Below are 17,576 nucleotides of genomic sequence, written 5' to 3' on the forward strand. Positions count from 1 at the left end.
ACGAAGCAGCAGCGGATTGGCCGCATGAGAAGCGGTTCATTTTTGATCGGGCAGCGCCTATCTGGGGGCAAATCGTTTCACAGGATTCGGACATGACCACCCACACCACGCGTATGCTCATCCTCGGCTCGGGGCCCGCCGGGCTCTCCGCCGCCATCTATGGCGCGCGTGCGGGGATGCAGCCGATCGTCGTGCAGGGCATCCAGCCGGGCGGCCAGCTGACCACCACGACGGACGTCGAAAATTATCCCGGCTTTGCCGACGTCATCCAGGGCCCCTGGCTGATGGAGCAGATGCAGAAACAGGCCGAACATGTCGGCGCGCGGATGATGTGGGATACGATCACGCAGGTCGACCTGACCAACCGTCCGTTCCGCCTGATCGGCGACGGTGGCGATGTCTATGAGGGCGAGGTGCTGGTCATCGCCACCGGCGCGCAGGCCAAGTGGCTGGGCCTGGACAGCGAAGAGGCGATGAAGGGCAAGGGCGTCTCGGCCTGCGCGACCTGCGACGGCTTTTTCTATCGCGGCAAGAAGGTTGCGGTGATCGGCGGCGGCAACACCGCGGTCGAGGAAGCGCTGTACCTGACGAACCATTCGGACGACGTGACGCTGATCCACCGCCGCGATTCGCTGCGCGCCGAACGTATCCTGCAGGAGCGGCTGTTCGCGCACCCGAACGTCAAGGTGCTGTGGAACAAGGAAGTTCGCGAGTTCGTCGATGGCGGCGGCAATGCGGGCCTGGTCGCGCTCGATCTGGTCGACACGGTGACGGGCGAACATAACCGCCTCGACGTCGAGGGCGGCTTCGTCGCGATCGGCCACCACCCGGCGACCGAGCTGTTCCGGGGCCATCTGGAGCTGGACTCGGACGGCTATATCGCGGTCGAGACGGGTTCGACCCGGACCAGCGTGCCGGGCGTGTTCGCGTGCGGCGACGTGGCGGACAAGGTGTATCGCCAGGCGGTGACGGCGGCGGGTACCGGCTGCATGGCCGCGCTGGATGCCGAGCGCTTCCTGGCGGCGGCGGAGTTCGAGGATATGGCGAAGGCGGCGGAGTAAGTCTGTAAATCCCTCCCCTGCAAGGGGAGGGGGACCATGCGCAGCATGGTGGAGGGGTGTCCCGCTATCGAGAGGGTGACACCCCTCCGTCAGTCCTGCGGACTGCCACCTCCCCTTACAGGGGAGGAATTTCTTTTAGCTCAACCGATCGATCGCCTCGGGCGTCAGCGAGCCCGGGATCATCATCACCGGCACGGGCAGCGCGCCCGCGTCGGTGCCGGAAAAGTGGCTGACCAGCTTGCCTGGCGCGCCGCTGGCCGCCGCGCCCAGCACCAGTGCGGCGATGTCGGGATTGGCGGCGATCATCTCGCGGATCACCTTCGGCCCGTCGCCCTCGCGTACCGTGATCGAGGGGCGCAGGCCCGATTCGTCCAGGATCGTGCCCGCCGCGCTGGCGAGCAGCGCCTCGGCCTGTTGGCGGGCTTCATCCTCGATCGTCGCCTGCACGCCGCCGAACGCGATGAACTCCTGCGGCGGCAGGAGGGTGAGGATTTCGACGCCGCCGCCGGTCTTCACCGCGCGCCGGGCGGCGAAGCGCAGGGCGATTTTCGATTCCGGACTGTCGTCGATCACGACCAGATAGATACGCATGGCGGCCCCCAATTTCCCGTGAAGGGATGTCGTTACATAGTATTTCATGCAAGGCCATGGCTTGACCGAGCGCAATTCGGGCGCAAGAGACGGGCCGCTACGGAATTGGTTTGCCCCGAGAGGACCTCCATGTCGATCGAGATCAAGATGCCCGCGCTGTCGCCGACCATGGAGGAAGGCACGCTGGCCAAATGGCTGGTGAAGGAAGGGGACACGGTGAAGTCCGGCGATATCATGGCCGAGATCGAAACCGACAAGGCGACGATGGAATTCGAGGCGGTGGACGAAGGCGTCATCGCCAAGATCCTCGTCGCCGAGGGTTCCGACAATGTGAAGGTCGGCACCGTCATCGCGATCCTGGCCGAAGAGGGCGAGGATGCCTCGTCGGTCCAGGCGCCCACCAAGTCGGAAACCCCGGCCCCGGCCAACCCCATGCCGACCGACCCGACCGATCCCAACAAGACCGGCAGCGAGGCCAAGCCCGCCGAGCGTACCGTCGATCAGGCCGAAGATCACGGCAAGCCCGCCGATTCGGGCAAGCCGGCCAGCAACGGCGGCCGCGCGATCGCCAGCCCGCTGGCTCGTCGCATCGCCTCGCAAAAAGGTCTCGACCTGTCGGCCGTGACCGGCTCGGGCCCGAATGGTCGCATCGTGAAGGCGGACGTCGAGAACGCGCAGCCGGGCCAGGCCAAGGCCGCCGCTCCTGCTGCGTCGACCTCGGCTCCGGCGGAAGTCGCTGCCGCTCCGGCCGCGGCGCCCAAGCCCGCTCAGGTGCCGGATATCCCGCACGAAGCGTCGAAGCTGTCGAACATGCGCAAGACGATCGCGCGTCGCCTGACCGAATCGAAGCAGCAGGTGCCGCACATCTATCTGACGGTGGACATCCGCCTCGACGCGCTGCTGAAGCTGCGTGGCGAGCTGAACGCCGGTCTCGAATCGCGCGGCGTGAAGCTGTCGGTCAACGACATGCTCATCAAGGCGCTGGGTGTGTCGCTGATGGCGGTGCCGAAGTGCAACGTCATGTTCACGCCGGACCAGCTGATCAGCTTCAAGCGCGCCGACATCTCGGTCGCGGTGTCGACCCCGGCTGGCCTCATCACCCCGATCGTGTCGGAGGCGGATACGCGCTCGCTGTCGTCCATCTCGACCACGATGAAGGACCTGGCCACCCGCGCCCGCGACAACAAGCTGCAGCCGCATGAATTCCAGGGCGGCACGGCGTCGATCTCGAACATGGGCATGTTCGGCATCAAGCAGTTCGAGGCGGTCATCAACCCGCCGCAGGGCATGATCCTGGCGATCGGCGCGGGCGAGAAGCGTCCGTACATCGTCGACGACCAGCTCGGCGTGGCGACCGTCATGTCGGCGACCGGCAGCTTCGACCACCGCGCCATCGACGGGGCCGACGGCGCCGAGCTGATGAAGGTGTTCAAGGAGCTGGTCGAGCGTCCGCTCGCCATGCTGGCCTAAAGAAGCGAAGGGCGGGGGCCATGCGGGTCGGGATCGAGCTGTTCTATATCGGCCTGGGGCTGGTGGCGGCGCTCGTCATGACCTGGGCCGCCGCCTGGGCCTATCCGCTCGCCCGCACCGAAATCTGGTGGTGCGGGGCGGGGGCGGCGCTGGCGACGGTGGCAATGGGCATCGGCCCGCTCCACCGCGCGCGCATCGCCGACCGCATGGCGCGCAGGCATAGCGAACAATGAGCAAGCTGCCCGACCTCGATCCGACGCTTCGCGTCACCGCCATGCCGTCGGACGCCAACCCGTATGGCGACATCTTCGGCGGCTGGCTGATGGGCCAGATGGACCTGGCGGCGGGTTCGGTGGCGTCGCGCCATTCGGGCGGCCGCGCGGTCACGATCGCGGCGGAGGGCATGAAGTTCCACGCCCCCGTGCTCGTCGGCGACGAGGTGTCGGTCTATGCCACGCTGGTCCGCGTCGGCAACACGTCGATGACGATCGAGGTCGAGGCCTGGCGCCGCGCGCGCCACATGGAGGACGCGACCAAGGTGACCCAGGCGCGCTTCGTGTTCGTCGCGACCGATAAGGACCGCAAGCCGCGCACCGTTCCGCCGATGGACCCGGCGAAAAACTGACATTTACTTGGGGGTTGCGCCCCCACGCACCGCCAAGGCGCGCGTTCAGAAGGAAGATCAAAGTGGCTGACACTTACGACCTTATCGTCCTCGGCTCGGGTCCCGGCGGCTATGTCGCGGCGATCCGCGCGAGCCAGCTCGGCCTGAAGGTCGCGATCGTCGAGCGCGAGCGGCTGGGCGGCATCTGCCTCAACTGGGGCTGTATCCCGACCAAGGCGCTGCTGCGCTCAGCCGAGGTCTATCATTACATGACCCATGCCGCGCAGTACGGCCTGTCGGTCGAGAAGCCCTCGTTCAGCCTCGACAAGGTGGTCGATCGCAGCCGCAAGGTGGCGGGCCAGCTCAACGCGGGCGTCAAGGGCCTGATGAAGAAGAACAAGGTGACGGTCGTCGAGGGCGTCGGCACCATCACCGCCAAGGGCAAGCTGTCGGTCGTCCAGGGCGACAAGACCACCGAGCTGACCGCCAAGCACATCATCGTCGCCACCGGCGCGCGCGCCCGCGACCTGCCCTTCGCCAAGGCGGATGGCGAGCGTATCTGGACCTATCGCCACGCGATGGTGCCGCCCGCTATGCCGACCAAGCTGCTCGTCATCGGATCGGGCGCGATCGGCGTCGAGTTCGCCAGCTTCTACAACGACATGGGCGCCGAAGTGACCATCGTCGAGATGCTCGACCGGATCATGCCGGTCGAGGATGCCGAAGTCAGCGAGTTCATGACCAAGCAGCTGACCAAGTTCGGCATGACCATCAAGACCAAGACCGGCCTGGAAAAGCTGGAAGCGACTGCATCGGGCGTGAAGGCCGCGATGAAGGGCCCCGACGGCAAGGTCGAGACCGCCGAGTTCAGCCACGCGATCGTCGCTATCGGCATCGTGCCCAACACCGAGAATATCGGTCTGGACAAGCTGGGCATCGAAACCGATCGCGGTCACATCAAGACCGACGGTTATGGCCGCACCAATGTCGACGGCATCTGGGCGATCGGCGACGTGACGGGCGCGCCGTGGCTGGCGCACAAGGCGAGCCATGAGGGCGTGATCGCCGCCGAAGCCATTGCGCAGGCGCTGGGCAACAAGGATGTCCACCCGCATGCGATGGACAAAGGCAACATCCCGGGCTGCACCTATTCGCGTCCGCAGGTGGCGAGCGTCGGCTTTACCGAGGCGAAGGCCAAGGAAGCCGGTTATCAGGTGAAGGTCGGCAAGTTCCCCTTCATCGGCAACGGCAAGGCGATCGCGCTGGGCGAGGCAGAAGGTTTCGTGAAGACCGTGTTCGACGCCAAGACCGGCGAGCTGCTGGGTGCGCACATGGTCGGCGCGGAAGTGACCGAGATGATCCAGGGCTATGTCGTTGCTCGCCAGTTGGAGACGACCGAGGCCGAACTGATGGAAACGGTGTTCGCGCACCCGACCATCTCGGAATCGATGCACGAGTCGGTGCTCGCGGCTTATGGGCGCGCGATCCACATCTGATTTTGGTCGATCCGGTTATAGGAAAGGGGCTCGCTGCGGCGGGCCCCTTTTTCGTTGGACTGTGATGACATTGCCTTGAACCAACGTAAGCCCCTCCCCTTCAGGGGAGGGGTTGGGGTGGGGCCTCGCCACAGACTGTACGTTTGCGGAAACGCCCCACCCCCGGCCCCTCCCCTGAAGGGGAGGGGTGAGTTCATCTCATGTCATCTTGCTCCAGGGAGTAGCGTCGCCTTCGACTACGCTCAGTCTGAACGGCTGTTTGGTTGATTCCCTCACTTCGTTCAGCCTGAGCGAAGTCGAAGGCCACGCCCCACTCTCACAACCTAGCCAATACCGCCTCGCCATCCACCACCTCGGCGAAGTCGGCCGCCAGCAACCCCATGGTCACGTCGAAGATCACCCCCGCGTCCAACCCGGCGGAGGGCAGGTCGAACCCGATCACCCCGTCGCGTACCACCGTCACGCGAAACCCCAAGTCCGAGGCCGCGCGCACCGTCGAGTTGACGCAGAACCCCGCCACGGCCCCCACGACATGGATATGCGTGATCCCCCGACCGCGCAGATGCGCCTCCAGCGCCGTCGTCGCAAAAGCCGACGAGCTGCGCTTCACGAACACGGCCTCGTCGGGCCGTTCCACCGAACAGGCCATGGGCGAATAGCCGGGGGCAGCGTGATTCAGCGGCGAGGTGGGGTCGGCCTCGGCATGGCGGACATGGATGACCGGGCGACGGGCGTCGCGAAAGGCGTAGGCCAGCGCCGCGATGATGGCGGGGGCATCCGGATTGACATGGGAACGTCCCGCGTCGATCCGGTGCTGCATCTCCATCTGCATGTCGATGATGAGCAGTGCCGTGTCGCTATCCATCCGCTTGCCCCCGATTGACGCCAGCGCACCATCTACGCGTGGGAGGCCGATGCCGCTATCCCCGCGCAACCGCGACGATATGCCGCATTCCGCTTGCGAAACGTCCGGTTTTGGCCGCATCGGTCGCATCCGTCATGACCCGAACCCATAGCCACCGCCTGCGCATCATCGTCGCGGCCCTGATCCTGTTCGGGGTCAGCGTCACCGTCTTCGCGCCGGGCTTCGTCCAATATGACAGTGTCGGCCAATATGCGCAGGCGCTGACCGGGCAGTATGACGACTGGCATCCACCGATCATGGCGCGGCTCTGGTCGCTGTTCACCGGGCAGGGCGCGGCGCCGATGCTGGTGCTGCAATTGGGCTGTTGGTGGCTAGGGCTGGGCCTGCTGGCAGCGGCGATCGTCGACCGGCGACCGCGTGCCGCGCTGATGGTGCTGGCGGTCGGGCTGGTGCCGCCCTGGCTGGGCTGGCAGGTCGCGATCCTGAAGGACGGGCAGATGACCGGCGCGACGCTGGGTGCGGTCGGGATCATCGGCTGGTGGCGGTTGCGGGGGCAAGTGGTGCCGCGCGGGGCCTGGGTCGCGGCGGGGCTGTTGCTCGCCTATGCCGCGCTCGTGCGGGCCAATGCGATCTTCGCGATCGCGCCGCTCGTCGCGCTGCTGGTGGCTGAGCGTTGGTCGCGCCGGATCGCGATCACCGTCGCGCTGACTCTGGTTACGCTGGCGGCGGCGCCCGTCATCAACCACCGACTGCTGGGCGCGTCGGACAGCGGCGTCGCGCGGACCCAGGCGCTGTATGATCTGGCGGGGATCGCGGTGCGCGTGCCCTATGATCCCCGCATGGGGCTGTCCCCCGCCGAGGTGGCGGAGATTCGCGAGAAGCGTTGCGTAAAGCCCTTCTTCTGGGATCCGCTGGGCGAGCCCGCCCGCTGCGGCGTCCGGCTCCAGCGGTTCGAGAAGACCCCGCCGGGGCAGGTCTATGCCAAGCTCGCACCCGCCATCCTGCATCACCCGCTGGCCTATGCGGAACAGCGGCTGGCGCATGTCAATTCGACCTGGCGCTTCTGGGTGCCCGCCCGCTGGATCAATGCCGCCGCGCCGCAGGGGAGCGAGCCCAACGACTATCATCTGGGTCAGCCGGGCCGGACGGCGCTGGCGTGGCAGAAGATGGCGGCTCCCTGGGTCGATTCCCCGATCATGTGGCCGATCGTCTGGCTGGTGCTGGCCACCGGAGGGTTGGCGGTGACGCGGGGGAATGGCTTTGCGGGGGCGTTGTTCGGCTCGGCGCTGGGGCTTGAGGCGAGCTTCCTGGTCATCAGCGTGGCGTCGGACTTCCGCTATCACCTCTGGCCGATCATGGCCTGCGCGCTGGGGCTGATGATCGCCAAGCCCTGGCATGGCGACCGCTGGATCGTGCGGACGACCGGAGCGGTGCTGTTGGTGGTGCTGATCCTCGGCGGGGTTGCGCGGGCTACCCTGCCGCTGCCGCCGCAAAGCTATGACGCGATGCTGCTCTGAACCCCAAAGCCGCCATGCGACGTTGAGCGCTTCGAAAGGAGCCACGCATGGCCGACGATCAGGAGCAGATTTACGCCGATTTTAAAGAGGCTGTGAACATGGCCCCGGCGGAGCTGGAGAAGTTTCTGGACACCGACGAGTCGCAGGCGGTCGGCCAGAAAAAGGGCGGGTCAGGCGAGAGCGTCGGGCATGAATCGGGCCGCCGCATCGTCGAGATCAAGCGAAAGAAGAAGACCGATCTGACCGACGACGACTATGCGCACATGAAGAAGGTCGTCGGCTATGTGCACCGGCATCTGAAGCAGGGTGGACCTGACAAGGATGCCGAGCATTCACCGTGGCGGTACTCGCTGATGAACTGGGGTCATGATCCGCTGAAGGATTGAGCGGAGTCGAAGGCTCGCCCCCGATCGATAACTCAGTTACGCCGGTTGCGCTCGTTCGTGCTGGTCATGTTCAATGCCCGGCGAAACTCACCCACGCCCTCCTGACCTATGCTGTCGAATTTCTGCCATTCCGCCTCCGTGTTGCAGACGCGGGTAGGCAGAAAGGACCCGGTCGGCGTTAACGAACGGCAGGTCTTCTTGACCTTGGGTTTCTCCGCGCCCTGTCCCGCTTGCGCGATGGCGGGGGCTGCGGTCGTCATGACCGCCAGGGCCATCATCATTGCGCCGATATGGTTCATGCCCGTCATCTCCCCCTTGAATTGCGGCAGGATGCGTCAGCACTGCGGACGTATCAAGCGCTGATGGGTACGCGAACGGACTTTTGTAACCGCACAAAAAGGGGCCCGGTCTTTCGATCGAGCCCCTTTTTACTGTTCCGAAGGATCACGCCGCGACGTCGTACGGCTTGATCTCGCCCGCCAGATACAAGTTGCGGGCCTTGGCGCGGCTCAGCTTGCCCGAGCTGGTGCGGGGCAGGGTGCGCGGCGGGATCAGTTCGATCACGCAGTTCATGCCGGTCACCGCGCGCACCCGCTCGCGGATTTCGTCGCGCAGGCGAAGGCGCTCTTCATCGTCCGAGCTGCGGCACTGGACCAGCACGGCGGGGGTTTCCTCGCCGCCCGGCGTGGTGATGGCGAAGGCGGCGATGTCGCCCGCCTTGAAGCCCGGCAGCTGCTCGACCGCCCACTCGATGTCCTGCGGCCAGTGGTTGCGGCCGTTGACGATAATCATGTCCTTGGCGCGGCCGACGATGTAGATATAGCCCTTCGACATATAGCCCATGTCGCCGGTGTCGAGCCAGCCATCGACCAGACAGGCATCGGTCGCGGTCTGGTCGCGGAAATAGCCGACCATGACCGACGGGCCCTTGCACCACACCTTGCCGATCGCCCCATCGGGAAGCGGCGTGCCGTCTTCCTCGCGGATCTCGATCACCATGTCGCGCGCGGGCTTGCCGCAATTGACGATGGCGCGGAAACGCTGCGGCCGGTCGGTCCCTTGCGCGCCGCCCGACAGCTGGGTCTCCTCGACCAGCTCAACGCGGATGCCTTCGCCCGGCGGCATGATCGACACCGCCAGCGTGGCCTCGGCCAGGCCATAGGACGGCAGGAAGGCAGTCGCCGGGAAGCCTGCATCGGCAAAGGCGTCGACGAAGCTCTGCATCACGTCGGGGCGAATCATGTCCGCGCCATTGCCCGCGATCCGCCAGCGCGACAGGTCGAAGCGATCCGACGCCTTGGTCTGCGACGAGATGCGACGCGCGCAAATGTCATAGCCGAAGGTCGGCGAATAGCTGACCGAAGTACCGGAATTGCGGCTGATCATGTCCAGCCAGGCGAGTGGACGGCGCGCGAAATCCTCGGTCTTGAGGTAGTCGGTCGACACTTGGTTGGCGATCGGCGACAGGAAGCAGCCGACCAGCCCCATGTCGTGATACCAGGGCAGCCACGAGATGCAGCGGTCGCTGTCCTGGATCTTCATGCCATGGCTGTGGGCGGCCAGGTTGTTCAGCAGCGCGTGATGGGTGATCGCCACGCCATGCGGAAAACGGGTCGAGCCGCTGGAATATTGCAGATAGGCGATCGCCTCGGGATCGGCCTTCGGCAGCTTGGTCTCGGGGGCCGCGCGTGTGGCGAAGCTGTCCCAGTCCACGCCCTCGACGCCCGCGGCCTCGGCGGCGGCGCCCGCCATCTGGGCGAGTTCGGGCGGGAAGATCAGCATCTTGGGGTCGCAGCTGGCGAGCTGGACGCGCAGCTGTTCGATATAGCTGTCACGCCCGCCGAACGACGTCGGCAGCGGTAGCGGCACCGGCCATGCGCCCGCATAGACGACGCCGAAGAACAGGGCGGCGAATTCCGGCCCCGTCTCGGACACCAGCGCGATCCGCTCTTCCGGCTTCACGCCGCTAGCGATCAGGCGGCGGGCGCAGGTCAGCGCATCCTCGCGCAGTTCGGCGAAGGGGTAGGGGCGGGTCAGGGTGCCGCGTGCGTCGTGGAAGTTTAGGCCGCGCGCGCCCGAGGCCGCATAGTCCAGCGCTTCGCCCAGCGTATCGAAGTCGGCGAAGCGGCGCGGCAGCGCATCCTCGGTCGGCGTCGCGATGATGGCGCGCGCGTCGTCCTGATGGTGCTCGATCGTCATGGCCTTGCCTTCGTTCCTTATGCTTTTGCGTCCCCGCAAGGTGATCGCGCGGGCACGAGTGATTCTTTTCCGCCATCAAATGGCGGCTTCCCGCGTTCTAATTCCGGTGTCAGTGTGGCACAAACAAGGCGTGTCCGCCGATCGTCGCCCGCCAAAACCCCTTGACCCCAAAATGCTGGAGAATCTGGCGTTACGGTATGTCGAGCGATTTGCCACCACCGAAGGCAAGCTGGTCGACTATCTGACCCGCAAGCTGCGCGAAAGGGACTGGGCGGGGGAAGGGCCGCCCGACGTGCGCGGGCTGGCGGCGCGTATGGTCGAGCTCGGTTATATCGACGACCGGGCCTATGCGGAGGCCAAGGCGGCCTTGCTGGCGCGGCGGGGGCTGGGAGCGCGCCGCGTGGCGCAGGCGCTTCACGCCGCGCGGGTCGGGGCGGAGGATCACGAAGCGATCGCACCCCAGGTCGCCGAGGCGGCGCAAGCCGCCGCCCTGGCCTTTGCCCGGCGGCGGCGAATCGGGCCGTTCGGCGAGGGCGAGGTCGACCGGGCGGTGCGCGAGAAGCAACTCGCGGCGATGTTGCGCGCCGGACATGCCATGGAGCTGTCCCGGCGGATCGTATCGGCGGCACCCGGCGAGATGTCGGACGATGAAGAATATTGATCCAGCGCAAGGCCATAGGCTGCCAAGCCTGATTTTTGAACGATCGTCCCAGTCCGAACCAGCAAAAAACGAACGTCGCCGCATTGCGAGTGCGAACAATGCTGCTAGCGTTGCAGTATAAGGGTGCGATGATGCTGGAAGAAACGCCAATTCAAGGGGGCGGCATCGACGGCGAAACGGCGGAAACGGCCGTAAGGCTGGCGGGGGTCGTGAAATGGTTCGACGTGACGCGGGGCTTTGGCTTCGTTGTGGCGGACGATCCCATCTATGGGGATGTGCTCGTGCATTTTTCCATATTGCAGCCACATGGGCGGCGCAGCCTGCCCGAGGGCGCCCGCGTCGAGCTGCTGGGTGCGCGCGGGGGGCGGGGGTACCAGGCGCGTGAGGTGCTGACCATCGACCTGACCCATGCGGTGCCCGAGCAGCCCAAGCGGCCGCGTTCGCCCGACCGGATCGACCCGGTCGCGCTGGTCGATGAGGCCGGGGAGCCCGAACAGGTCGCGGTGAAGTGGTTCAACCGGCTGAAAGGCTATGGCTTTTTGCTGCGCGAGCGTGACGGGGCGGACATCTTCGTGCACATGGAGACGCTGCGCCGCGGCGGGATTCTGGACGTCGAGCCGGGGCAATTGCTGGCGGCGCGCGTGGTCGAGGGGCCGAAAGGGCCTTTGGCCGTGATCGTGACGCCGAGAGGACCCGAATGATCCGCATTGCGATGGTGGCGCTGGCCCTGGCTGGCGCGGGGCTGGCGGGATGTTCGGAGAAAACATCGTCCTCCGAACAGGCGGGGCAGAAGGTCGCGACCGTGCCCGTCACCATCACCACGGCGCAGGGCAAGCATCGTTTCCAGGTAGAAGCGGCCCGCACCGCCGCCGAGCAGGCCCAGGGTCTGATGTACCGCACCGACCTGAAACCCGATGGCGGCATGTTGTTCGCACCCTATCCGCCCGAGGGCGGTGGTCCTCGCGCGGCGAGCTTCTGGATGAAGAACACGCCGACCCCGCTCGACATCCTGTTCATCCGCGCCGACGGCACGATCGCCCGGATCGCGGAGAATAGCGTGCCGTTCAGCGAAGCGCAGATCCCCTCCGGCGAGCCGATCGCGGCCGTGCTGGAACTGGTCGGCGGGCGTTCGGCGGAACTGGGGATCGCGGAGGGCGATTCGGTTTTCTGGCCGAAGTGATCGGCTGAGGTAGACCGTTTAAACCGAGCCGCTGCCTCCTCGCAGGTGGGGGGCTTCATGCGACGGTGCCTTGCCCCGCACTTCTCCCCTCCCGCAGGCGGGAGGGGTCGGGGGAGGGCCGATGTCTCACCGAGGCCATCGCTTGCGGCCATGCCCCCACCCCAAACCCCTCCCCCCTGCCGGGAGGAGGGGCTTCAAGCGAACTCATGAACTGGTCCCAATCACGCGAACGCGGTTGAAGGGCGGCGAGAGCCGGGCTACACGGCGCGTCATGGGCATCAACCTCAATCCCTTCACCTGGTGGAACGGCGCCACCATCGGCACCTGGTTCGGTCTGCGCGGCAAGGCGCAGGTGGGCGAGGATGCGCATGGCAACGTTTATTATGAGGGCGGCAGCGACACCGCTGGCCGTCCGCGCCGCTGGGTGATCTATAACGGCTCGAACGATGCCAGCCGCGTTCCGGCGGAATGGTTCAGCTGGCTGCATCATCAGGTCGATGACGTGCCCGACCGCTCGCTGCCGCCGCGTCGCGCGTGGCAGAAGCCAGCGATTCCGAACATGACCGGCACCGCCATGGCCTATCGCCCGTCCGGCGCGCTCGAAAAGGGTGGCCAGCGTCAGGCGGCGACCGGCGATTACGAAGCCTGGACGCCCGAGGGGTGAAGACGTCGCGCTGGCTGGCCAGCGGTGCGTTGGTCGCCTTGCTGGGGGTCGGTGGCTGGTTCGGCTATCAGGCGCTGACCGATCATCGGGGCGGCTCCGCCGAATCGGCGGTTAGCCAGATTCTACCCGACAGCCCCGGTGCCGCGCCGGGGATCGAGTCGGTCGACGGCACGCAGGCGAACCTGCCCACCGGCGGGACTCCGATGGCCGAGCGCGTTGCGGTGATCGGCCTGCTCAACAAGCGCAACGGCGTGTCGCGCGACCTGACGCTGAAACCCGGCCAGGCGGTGCGCGTTGGCGATGTCGTGGTACGTCTGCGCGCCTGCGAAAAGACGGCGTCATGGGAGCCGGAACAGCTGACCGGCGCTTTCGTCCAGCTCGATGTGCGCGGGGCCAATCAGCGCTGGCAGCGGGTCTTTTCAGGCTGGCTGTACAAGGAGCGGCCCGCGCTCAACGTCGTGCTCCACCCGGTCTATGATGTCTGGGCCAAGAGTTGCACGATGTCTTGGCCCGAAACGGGGCCGGATACGGTTCCCGCCTCGCTGCCCGGTGCCGCCCCCAAGCGGTCGAGCGCGGCGAAATCGCCCGAGGCCGATACCCCGGCAGCGGAGGCGCCGGGCGCGACCACGCCCGCCAATGCGTCGGACAACAGCGCGACATAATCGTCGCGCCCGATCTCGACTGCGCCCATGGTCGACAAATGGCTGGTCTGGAACTGGCAGTCGAGCAGGGTGTAGCCCCCGGCGCGCAGCCGCGCGACCAGCCAGACCAGCGCGACTTTGGACGCATCGGTGCGGCGGCTGACCATCGACTCGCCGAAAAAGGCGCGGCCCAGCGACAGGCCGTACAGCCCGCCGACCAGCTCGTCGCCGTCCCAGCATTCGATCGAATGGGCGAACCCCATGTCGAAGAGGTCGATGAAGACCCGTTCGATCGCATAGTTGATCCAGGTTTCGGGCCGATCGGGAACGCTCTCCGCGCACATCCGGATGATCGACTCGAACGCGGTGTCGGCGGTGACGCGGAACCGATCCTTCGCCACTGTCTTGCGCAGCGAGCGGGAAAGGTGAAAGCCGTCGAGCGGCAGGACGGCCCGCTTGCGTGGCTCCACCCAATAGACATGATCGGTGTCGCGTGTGTCCGCCATCGGGAAAACGCCGACGGCATAGGCCCCCAGCACCAGATGCGGGGTCAGCCGTTCGGGCGGGCCGGGGTCGTCGCGGCGGCTCATCCCCCCGCCATTCGCCGTTCGACGCTGCGCCACAGATCGGCATAGGCCTGGGCGATACCGCTGCGCGGCGCGAAAGCCCCCAGGGGCGCGCGATGTTCGCCCATCGCCTCGACCAGGCTGGCCATCGGGATGATCGGCCAGTCGGGATGCGCGGCCAGCGCCTCGGCATGCAGGCGGCGGCGACGATCCACCATGACATGCACGGGCAGCAGGGGCACGCGTCCGCGGACATAGCCATCCACCACCTCCAGTGCACGGGTGGCGAGTGCGGAGGGCACGACCGGCACCACGATCAGGTCGACCGCACGCAGCACCTGTTCGGTCGTTTCGGTCAGGCCGGGCGGGCAGTCGAGGATGACGCGCTCATAATCGTCCAGCCCGTCGACCAGCTTGCCGAGCCGCTTCTTCTTGTCGATCGCGTGGAACAGATGATCCAGACCGCGCAGCGAATCGTCGGCACCGATCAGCGAGAGGCGCGGGATGGCGGTCTGGCGGATCAGGCGCTCGGCGGAAATATCGCGGGAAAATACGGCCTGCGCCTGGTCGCCATGGGCGCCGCCGCCGAGCAGCCAGGTCGAGGCGGCCTGCGGGTCGAGGTCCCATAGCAGCGTCCGGCGCGCGCACAGGCTGGCGGCACACCAGGCCAGATTGACCGCCATGCTGGTCTTTCCGACGCCCCCCTTCAGGCTGTAGATCGCGATCGCGGCCACGGCTTTTCTCTCCGACCTCCCGACACGGCCCAAAGAAAAGGCCGACGGAGATATCCCCGCCGGCCGGTTTTCGATCAAGTCCTTATCGTCGATCAAGCGACGCCAAGGCTGAATGCGCCACGGATCAGATGTGGCAGACCTGCGCGGGCTTCTTCGGCGTGGTCAGGGTGACGGCCTTTTCGTCGCCGGTCATCTTCCAGCCGCCCTCGGCGGTCAGCGGCTCACCGGCGGCAGGCGCCTTCAGGATCACCGGAGCATCGCCCTGCTTCAGGCGGACATTGGCCTGCTTGTCGCCCTCGAAGAAGGTGACGAAGACCAGGCTGTTGTCCTTGCAGCGAAGGCTCTTTTCCGCCTTGATCGCGGGCGGCAGCTCGACCGGCGCGCGGTTGGCGAGGATGTTGGCCATGGGGTCGGGATTGGTATCGACGACCTCGGGCTGGCTGGGCTTGGAGTTGCACGCTGCCAGGGCGAGCAGCGGTGCGGCGACGAAAACGGGGAGGAGGCTTTTCATAGCGAGGCGGTGCTTCGCAAATGCAGCAACCCGGCGTCAAGCACGACCTGCAGGTCAGGCGTCCTAATGTCCAACATTTCGGGTCGCCACTCCCTGCATGCGCCGACTGAGCCCGCGCGATCCAGCTTGTGCGAGCCCAAGCAAGGCTTGACTTGCCCGATGGCGGGGCAGGGGCCATCTAGGCGGCATGGATGTGATCTCCGATACGCTGGCCCTGATCGGCAACACCCCGCTCGTCCGTCTGAAGGGGCCGAGCGAGGCCACGGGCTGCGACATTTACGGCAAGTGCGAATTCGCCAATCCGGGCGCCAGTGTCAAGGATCGCGCGGCCCTGTTCATCGTCGAGGATGCCGAGGCGCGCGGATTGCTGAAGCCCGGCGGCACGATCGTCGAGGGGACGGCGGGCAATACCGGCATCGGCCTGGCGCTGGTCGCCAATGCCAAGGGCTATCGCACGATCATCGTGATGCCCGAGACGCAGAGCCGCGAGAAGATGGACACGCTGCGCGCGCTGGGGGCCGAGCTGGTGCTGGTGCCCGCCGCGCCCTATTCCAGCCCGTGTCACTTCGTCCACACTTCGCGTCGCATCGCCGAGGAGACGGACAATGCGATCTGGGCCAACCAGTTCGACAATATCGCCAATCGCCGCGCACATATCGTCGGCACGGCCGAGGAAATCTGGAACCAGATGGGCGGGCGAATCGACGGCTTCACCTGCGCGGCGGGGACCGGCGGTACGCTGGCGGGCGTCGGCCTGGGCCTGAAGGCGCACGACGAGTCCGTGACGATCGCGCTCAGCGATCCCTATGGCGCGGCGCTGTACGATTATTATGCCCATGGCGAATTGAAGTCCGAAGGATCGTCGGTGGCCGAGGGCATCGGCCAGGGGCGGATCACCGCCAATCTGGAAGGGGCGCCGATCGATACCCAGTTCCGCTTGTCCGATGCCGAAGGCTGGTATTGGGTACAGCGGTTGCTGAGCGAGGAGGGGCTGTGCCTGGGCCTGTCCTCCGGCATCAACGTCGCAGGCGCGGTGGCGCTGGCGCGTCAGCTGGGGCCGGATAAGCGGATCGCAACCATTTTGTGCGATACCGGATTTCGTTACCTCTCCACGCTCCACAACCCGGCGTGGCGGGCCGAAAAGGGGCTATAGCCGCTGCCCCGGCGCGTCGGAGGTCGACAGAATGCGGCGCACGAGATAGTATACCCAAATTCCATGAAGTCACCCGACCACCATCATATCATGCAGCGCGTGAAAGTCGGCATGATCGGCCTTGCCGCCGTCATCCTGCTGATCGCCATCGCCAGTACGATTCTGGGCTCGCTCAACCGCGATGAGCCGCCGGTCGTGGCGGCTGGTGCGGCGCAGTCCAACATGGTCGCCGATATGACCGTGACCAACGCGACGACCCCGGCGAGCAACGAGCCGCTGGCCGAGCTCGGCGTTGCGCCGGCGCCGGTCAACACCCAGGCCCCGGTCGAACCCGCACACTGATCGCCGCATCGCGACCGGCACTTTGGCGCGGCTGCTATGTTCGAGCGTCGGCGCCTGACACGGTCTGTCGGTTCCGGCCGGTTCGGACTTTTCACTTAACGGAAGTTAAGCTGACCGTGGCCGCTGTCCTGCGTGGTCGATGTCGGGGAAATCCGGGGAATGCGCGCCCATCGGCGGAAATCGGGCGTTTTCGACCAGTGGTCATGATAGCCTTTTCCCGTCCGTCGCCCAGCCGTTCGTCGCATTGCGCCGTTTTCAGACATGATTTCCCCGCTCATCCCCAAAAATCCCGTTGCCTCCCGGTTATGCTATAGGTAAACCGAGTCCTAACAGAGGGGCAGGCTCACTGTGATCCAGAAATGGTCGGAATGCGGCGAGGGTCGTGTTTCGAAATGGTGAGGCCGTGCGCGCCATGTGCGAGGTTGGCGTGTCCGAAAGGGGTTTGTATCAGGGAAGTGGCATTGGCCTTGTCGACGACAAGGGTCGCGTCGCCATCCCCAATGCACTCCGCTCCACGCTGGCCCAGAATGCGCCGCGCCCCGACGGAAAGGATGGCGGGACCATCATCATTGCGGTCCATGAAACCGAGCGTTGTCTGATCGCCTATGACCCGGGTTATGTTGCCGTGCTGAAGAAGGAGCTGGACGCGCGAACCGAGATGTCGCGCGGGCCCGACGGCCGCATCGACTATAATATCAAACGCGACCTGGCGAATGGCGAGGCGGTGCCCTTCGATGGGTCGGGCCGTTTCATCATGCCGGGCTTTCCCCGTTTCCATGCCGGGATCACCGGCCACGCCTTTTTCTGGGGTACGTTCGACTATATCGAAATCTGGGACCCTAAGACGCTGGTCGAGACGCCGGGCCTGCCCGCCAAGATGATCTCGGCCGCGCGGTTCCATTGCCAGGAAAAGGGGATCGCGCTGTGAGCGGTTC

Annotated in this window: 21 protein-coding genes and 1 pseudogene; 15 read left to right on the forward strand and 7 right to left on the reverse strand. The window is 66.1% G+C overall.

Annotated elements, in window-relative coordinates; genetic code table 11:
- Positions 1-92: 92 nt before the first annotated feature.
- Positions 93-1,061, forward strand: coding sequence for a thioredoxin-disulfide reductase (gene trxB, locus AC1GI4_RS15605; protein WP_479630113.1), 969 nt, complete (start codon positions 93-95; stop codon positions 1,059-1,061).
- 135 nt (positions 1,062-1,196) lie between these two features.
- Here trxB and AC1GI4_RS15610 read toward each other — a convergent pair whose 3' ends face one another.
- On the reverse strand, positions 1,197-1,652 hold the full coding sequence (locus tag AC1GI4_RS15610; RefSeq protein WP_294273583.1) for a universal stress protein: 456 nt from the start codon (positions 1,650-1,652) through the stop codon (positions 1,197-1,199).
- Between the two features lie 129 nt (positions 1,653-1,781).
- Between AC1GI4_RS15610 and AC1GI4_RS15615 the strand changes: the two genes are divergently transcribed.
- The 4 genes from AC1GI4_RS15615 (at position 1,782) to lpdA (ending at position 5,222) form a co-directional block, all read left to right on the forward strand.
- The gene (locus tag AC1GI4_RS15615; protein WP_479630114.1) at positions 1,782-3,122 is read left to right on the forward strand and encodes a pyruvate dehydrogenase complex dihydrolipoamide acetyltransferase; all 1,341 of its coding nucleotides are present in this window, start codon (positions 1,782-1,784) and stop codon (positions 3,120-3,122) included.
- Between the two features lie 20 nt (positions 3,123-3,142).
- Positions 3,143-3,355, forward strand: coding sequence for a hypothetical protein (locus AC1GI4_RS15620; RefSeq protein ID WP_058743830.1), 213 nt, complete (start codon positions 3,143-3,145; stop codon positions 3,353-3,355).
- Positions 3,352-3,747 (forward strand): acyl-CoA thioesterase, encoded by a 396-nt coding sequence (locus tag AC1GI4_RS15625; RefSeq protein WP_433910063.1) that lies wholly within the window; start codon positions 3,352-3,354, stop codon positions 3,745-3,747. The genes AC1GI4_RS15620 and AC1GI4_RS15625 overlap by 4 nt, the downstream gene beginning before the upstream one ends.
- A 62-nt stretch (positions 3,748-3,809) precedes the next feature.
- The gene (gene lpdA / locus AC1GI4_RS15630; protein ID WP_294271702.1) at positions 3,810-5,222 is read left to right on the forward strand and encodes a dihydrolipoyl dehydrogenase; all 1,413 of its coding nucleotides are present in this window, start codon (positions 3,810-3,812) and stop codon (positions 5,220-5,222) included.
- 316 nt (positions 5,223-5,538) lie between these two features.
- Here the strand turns inward: lpdA and AC1GI4_RS15635 are convergent, their stop codons facing one another.
- Complete coding sequence (locus tag AC1GI4_RS15635) at positions 5,539-6,087, reverse strand: isochorismatase family protein (protein ID WP_479630115.1); 549 nt, start codon at positions 6,085-6,087, stop codon at positions 5,539-5,541.
- A 134-nt stretch (positions 6,088-6,221) separates the two neighbouring features.
- On the opposite strand from AC1GI4_RS15635, the gene AC1GI4_RS15640 reads away from it, so the two are divergent.
- Together AC1GI4_RS15640 and AC1GI4_RS15645 are read left to right on the forward strand one after the other, a co-directional pair.
- The gene (locus AC1GI4_RS15640) at positions 6,222-7,604 is read left to right on the forward strand and encodes a hypothetical protein (RefSeq protein ID WP_479630116.1); all 1,383 of its coding nucleotides are present in this window, start codon (positions 6,222-6,224) and stop codon (positions 7,602-7,604) included.
- A gap of 47 nt (positions 7,605-7,651) precedes the next feature.
- Positions 7,652-7,990, forward strand: coding sequence for a DUF3140 domain-containing protein (locus AC1GI4_RS15645; protein WP_479630117.1), 339 nt, complete (start codon positions 7,652-7,654; stop codon positions 7,988-7,990).
- 32 nt (positions 7,991-8,022) lie between these two features.
- On the opposite strand, the gene AC1GI4_RS15650 is transcribed toward AC1GI4_RS15645, so the two are convergent.
- Both AC1GI4_RS15650 and AC1GI4_RS15655 read right to left on the reverse strand, forming a co-directional pair.
- Positions 8,023-8,289, reverse strand: coding sequence for a hypothetical protein (locus AC1GI4_RS15650; protein ID WP_294274729.1), 267 nt, complete (start codon positions 8,287-8,289; stop codon positions 8,023-8,025).
- A gap of 145 nt (positions 8,290-8,434) precedes the next feature.
- Positions 8,435-10,189 carry a fatty acyl-AMP ligase gene (locus AC1GI4_RS15655; protein WP_479630118.1) on the reverse strand — a complete coding sequence of 585 codons (1,755 nt, stop codon included), beginning with the start codon at positions 10,187-10,189 and terminating at the stop codon, positions 8,435-8,437.
- Between the two features lie 172 nt (positions 10,190-10,361).
- Between AC1GI4_RS15655 and AC1GI4_RS15660 the strand changes: the two genes are divergently transcribed.
- From AC1GI4_RS15660 to AC1GI4_RS15680, 5 genes and pseudogenes are all read left to right on the forward strand, one after another.
- The gene (locus tag AC1GI4_RS15660) at positions 10,362-10,850 is read left to right on the forward strand and encodes a regulatory protein RecX (protein ID WP_479630119.1); all 489 of its coding nucleotides are present in this window, start codon (positions 10,362-10,364) and stop codon (positions 10,848-10,850) included.
- Between the two features lie 131 nt (positions 10,851-10,981).
- On the forward strand, positions 10,982-11,551 hold the full coding sequence (locus AC1GI4_RS15665) for a cold-shock protein (RefSeq protein WP_479630435.1): 570 nt from the start codon (positions 10,982-10,984) through the stop codon (positions 11,549-11,551).
- Positions 11,548-12,030: a DUF192 domain-containing protein gene (locus AC1GI4_RS15670; protein WP_479630120.1), complete on the forward strand. Its 483-nt coding sequence runs from the start codon at positions 11,548-11,550 to the stop codon at positions 12,028-12,030. Before AC1GI4_RS15665 ends, AC1GI4_RS15670 begins: the two co-directional genes overlap by 4 nt.
- A 271-nt stretch (positions 12,031-12,301) precedes the next feature.
- On the forward strand, positions 12,302-12,694 hold the full coding sequence (locus AC1GI4_RS15675) for an NADH:ubiquinone oxidoreductase subunit NDUFA12 (RefSeq protein WP_433910070.1): 393 nt from the start codon (positions 12,302-12,304) through the stop codon (positions 12,692-12,694).
- A 203-nt stretch (positions 12,695-12,897) separates the two neighbouring features.
- Positions 12,898-13,131, forward strand: a pseudogene (locus tag AC1GI4_RS15680) (DUF2155 domain-containing protein); the annotation flags it as partial.
- Positions 13,132-13,166: 35 nt separating this feature from the next.
- Here AC1GI4_RS15680 and aat read toward each other — a convergent pair.
- The 3 genes from aat to AC1GI4_RS15695 all read right to left on the reverse strand — a co-directional run bounded on the left by aat (position 13,167) and on the right by AC1GI4_RS15695 (position 15,146).
- The gene (gene aat / locus AC1GI4_RS15685; RefSeq protein ID WP_479630121.1) at positions 13,167-13,925 is read right to left on the reverse strand and encodes a leucyl/phenylalanyl-tRNA--protein transferase; all 759 of its coding nucleotides are present in this window, start codon (positions 13,923-13,925) and stop codon (positions 13,167-13,169) included.
- Complete coding sequence (locus AC1GI4_RS15690) at positions 13,922-14,635, reverse strand: ParA family protein (protein WP_479630122.1); 714 nt, start codon at positions 14,633-14,635, stop codon at positions 13,922-13,924. Before AC1GI4_RS15690 ends, aat begins: the two co-directional genes overlap by 4 nt.
- A 124-nt stretch (positions 14,636-14,759) precedes the next feature.
- A complete protein-coding gene (locus AC1GI4_RS15695; RefSeq protein WP_433910073.1) occupies positions 14,760-15,146 on the reverse strand; it encodes a hypothetical protein in 387 nt (128 codons plus the stop codon).
- A gap of 187 nt (positions 15,147-15,333) precedes the next feature.
- Between AC1GI4_RS15695 and AC1GI4_RS15700 the strand changes: the two genes are divergently transcribed.
- The 3 genes from AC1GI4_RS15700 (at position 15,334) to AC1GI4_RS15710 (ending at position 17,569) form a co-directional block, all read left to right on the forward strand.
- Positions 15,334-16,299, forward strand: coding sequence for a cysteine synthase A (locus AC1GI4_RS15700; protein WP_294273651.1), 966 nt, complete (start codon positions 15,334-15,336; stop codon positions 16,297-16,299).
- Positions 16,300-16,389: 90 nt separating this feature from the next.
- On the forward strand, positions 16,390-16,641 hold the full coding sequence (locus AC1GI4_RS15705) for a hypothetical protein (protein ID WP_479630123.1): 252 nt from the start codon (positions 16,390-16,392) through the stop codon (positions 16,639-16,641).
- Between the two features lie 442 nt (positions 16,642-17,083).
- Positions 17,084-17,569, forward strand: coding sequence for a division/cell wall cluster transcriptional repressor MraZ (locus AC1GI4_RS15710; RefSeq protein ID WP_479630124.1), 486 nt, complete (start codon positions 17,084-17,086; stop codon positions 17,567-17,569).
- The last annotated feature ends 7 nt before the right edge of the window (positions 17,570-17,576 follow it).

This window comes from Sphingomonas sp. 77B (assembly GCF_056497825.1).

What these genes read in the sequence shown, in the direction of transcription:
- trxB (WP_479630113.1), top strand. Translation starts at nt 93, where the DNA reads ATGACCACCCACACCACGCGTATGCTCATCCTCGGCTCGGGGCCCGCC.
- AC1GI4_RS15610 (WP_294273583.1), bottom strand. Translation starts at nt 1,652, where the DNA reads ATGCGTATCTATCTGGTCGTGATCGACGACAGTCCGGAATCGAAAATC.
- AC1GI4_RS15615 (WP_479630114.1), top strand. Translation starts at nt 1,782, where the DNA reads ATGTCGATCGAGATCAAGATGCCCGCGCTGTCGCCGACCATGGAGGAA.
- AC1GI4_RS15620 (WP_058743830.1), top strand. Translation starts at nt 3,143, where the DNA reads ATGCGGGTCGGGATCGAGCTGTTCTATATCGGCCTGGGGCTGGTGGCG.
- AC1GI4_RS15625 (WP_433910063.1), top strand. Translation starts at nt 3,352, where the DNA reads ATGAGCAAGCTGCCCGACCTCGATCCGACGCTTCGCGTCACCGCCATG.
- AC1GI4_RS15635 (WP_479630115.1), bottom strand. Translation starts at nt 6,087, where the DNA reads ATGGATAGCGACACGGCACTGCTCATCATCGACATGCAGATGGAGATG.
- AC1GI4_RS15640 (WP_479630116.1), top strand. Translation starts at nt 6,222, where the DNA reads ATGACCCGAACCCATAGCCACCGCCTGCGCATCATCGTCGCGGCCCTG.
- AC1GI4_RS15645 (WP_479630117.1), top strand. Translation starts at nt 7,652, where the DNA reads ATGGCCGACGATCAGGAGCAGATTTACGCCGATTTTAAAGAGGCTGTG.
- AC1GI4_RS15650 (WP_294274729.1), bottom strand. Translation starts at nt 8,289, where the DNA reads ATGAACCATATCGGCGCAATGATGATGGCCCTGGCGGTCATGACGACC.
- AC1GI4_RS15655 (WP_479630118.1), bottom strand. Translation starts at nt 10,189, where the DNA reads ATGACGATCGAGCACCATCAGGACGACGCGCGCGCCATCATCGCGACG.
- AC1GI4_RS15660 (WP_479630119.1), top strand. Translation starts at nt 10,362, where the DNA reads ATGCTGGAGAATCTGGCGTTACGGTATGTCGAGCGATTTGCCACCACC.
- AC1GI4_RS15665 (WP_479630435.1), top strand. Translation starts at nt 10,982, where the DNA reads ATGCTGGAAGAAACGCCAATTCAAGGGGGCGGCATCGACGGCGAAACG.
- AC1GI4_RS15670 (WP_479630120.1), top strand. Translation starts at nt 11,548, where the DNA reads ATGATCCGCATTGCGATGGTGGCGCTGGCCCTGGCTGGCGCGGGGCTG.
- AC1GI4_RS15675 (WP_433910070.1), top strand. Translation starts at nt 12,302, where the DNA reads ATGGGCATCAACCTCAATCCCTTCACCTGGTGGAACGGCGCCACCATC.
- aat (WP_479630121.1), bottom strand. Translation starts at nt 13,925, where the DNA reads ATGAGCCGCCGCGACGACCCCGGCCCGCCCGAACGGCTGACCCCGCAT.
- AC1GI4_RS15695 (WP_433910073.1), bottom strand. Translation starts at nt 15,146, where the DNA reads ATGAAAAGCCTCCTCCCCGTTTTCGTCGCCGCACCGCTGCTCGCCCTG.
- AC1GI4_RS15700 (WP_294273651.1), top strand. Translation starts at nt 15,334, where the DNA reads ATGGATGTGATCTCCGATACGCTGGCCCTGATCGGCAACACCCCGCTC.
- AC1GI4_RS15705 (WP_479630123.1), top strand. Translation starts at nt 16,390, where the DNA reads ATGCAGCGCGTGAAAGTCGGCATGATCGGCCTTGCCGCCGTCATCCTG.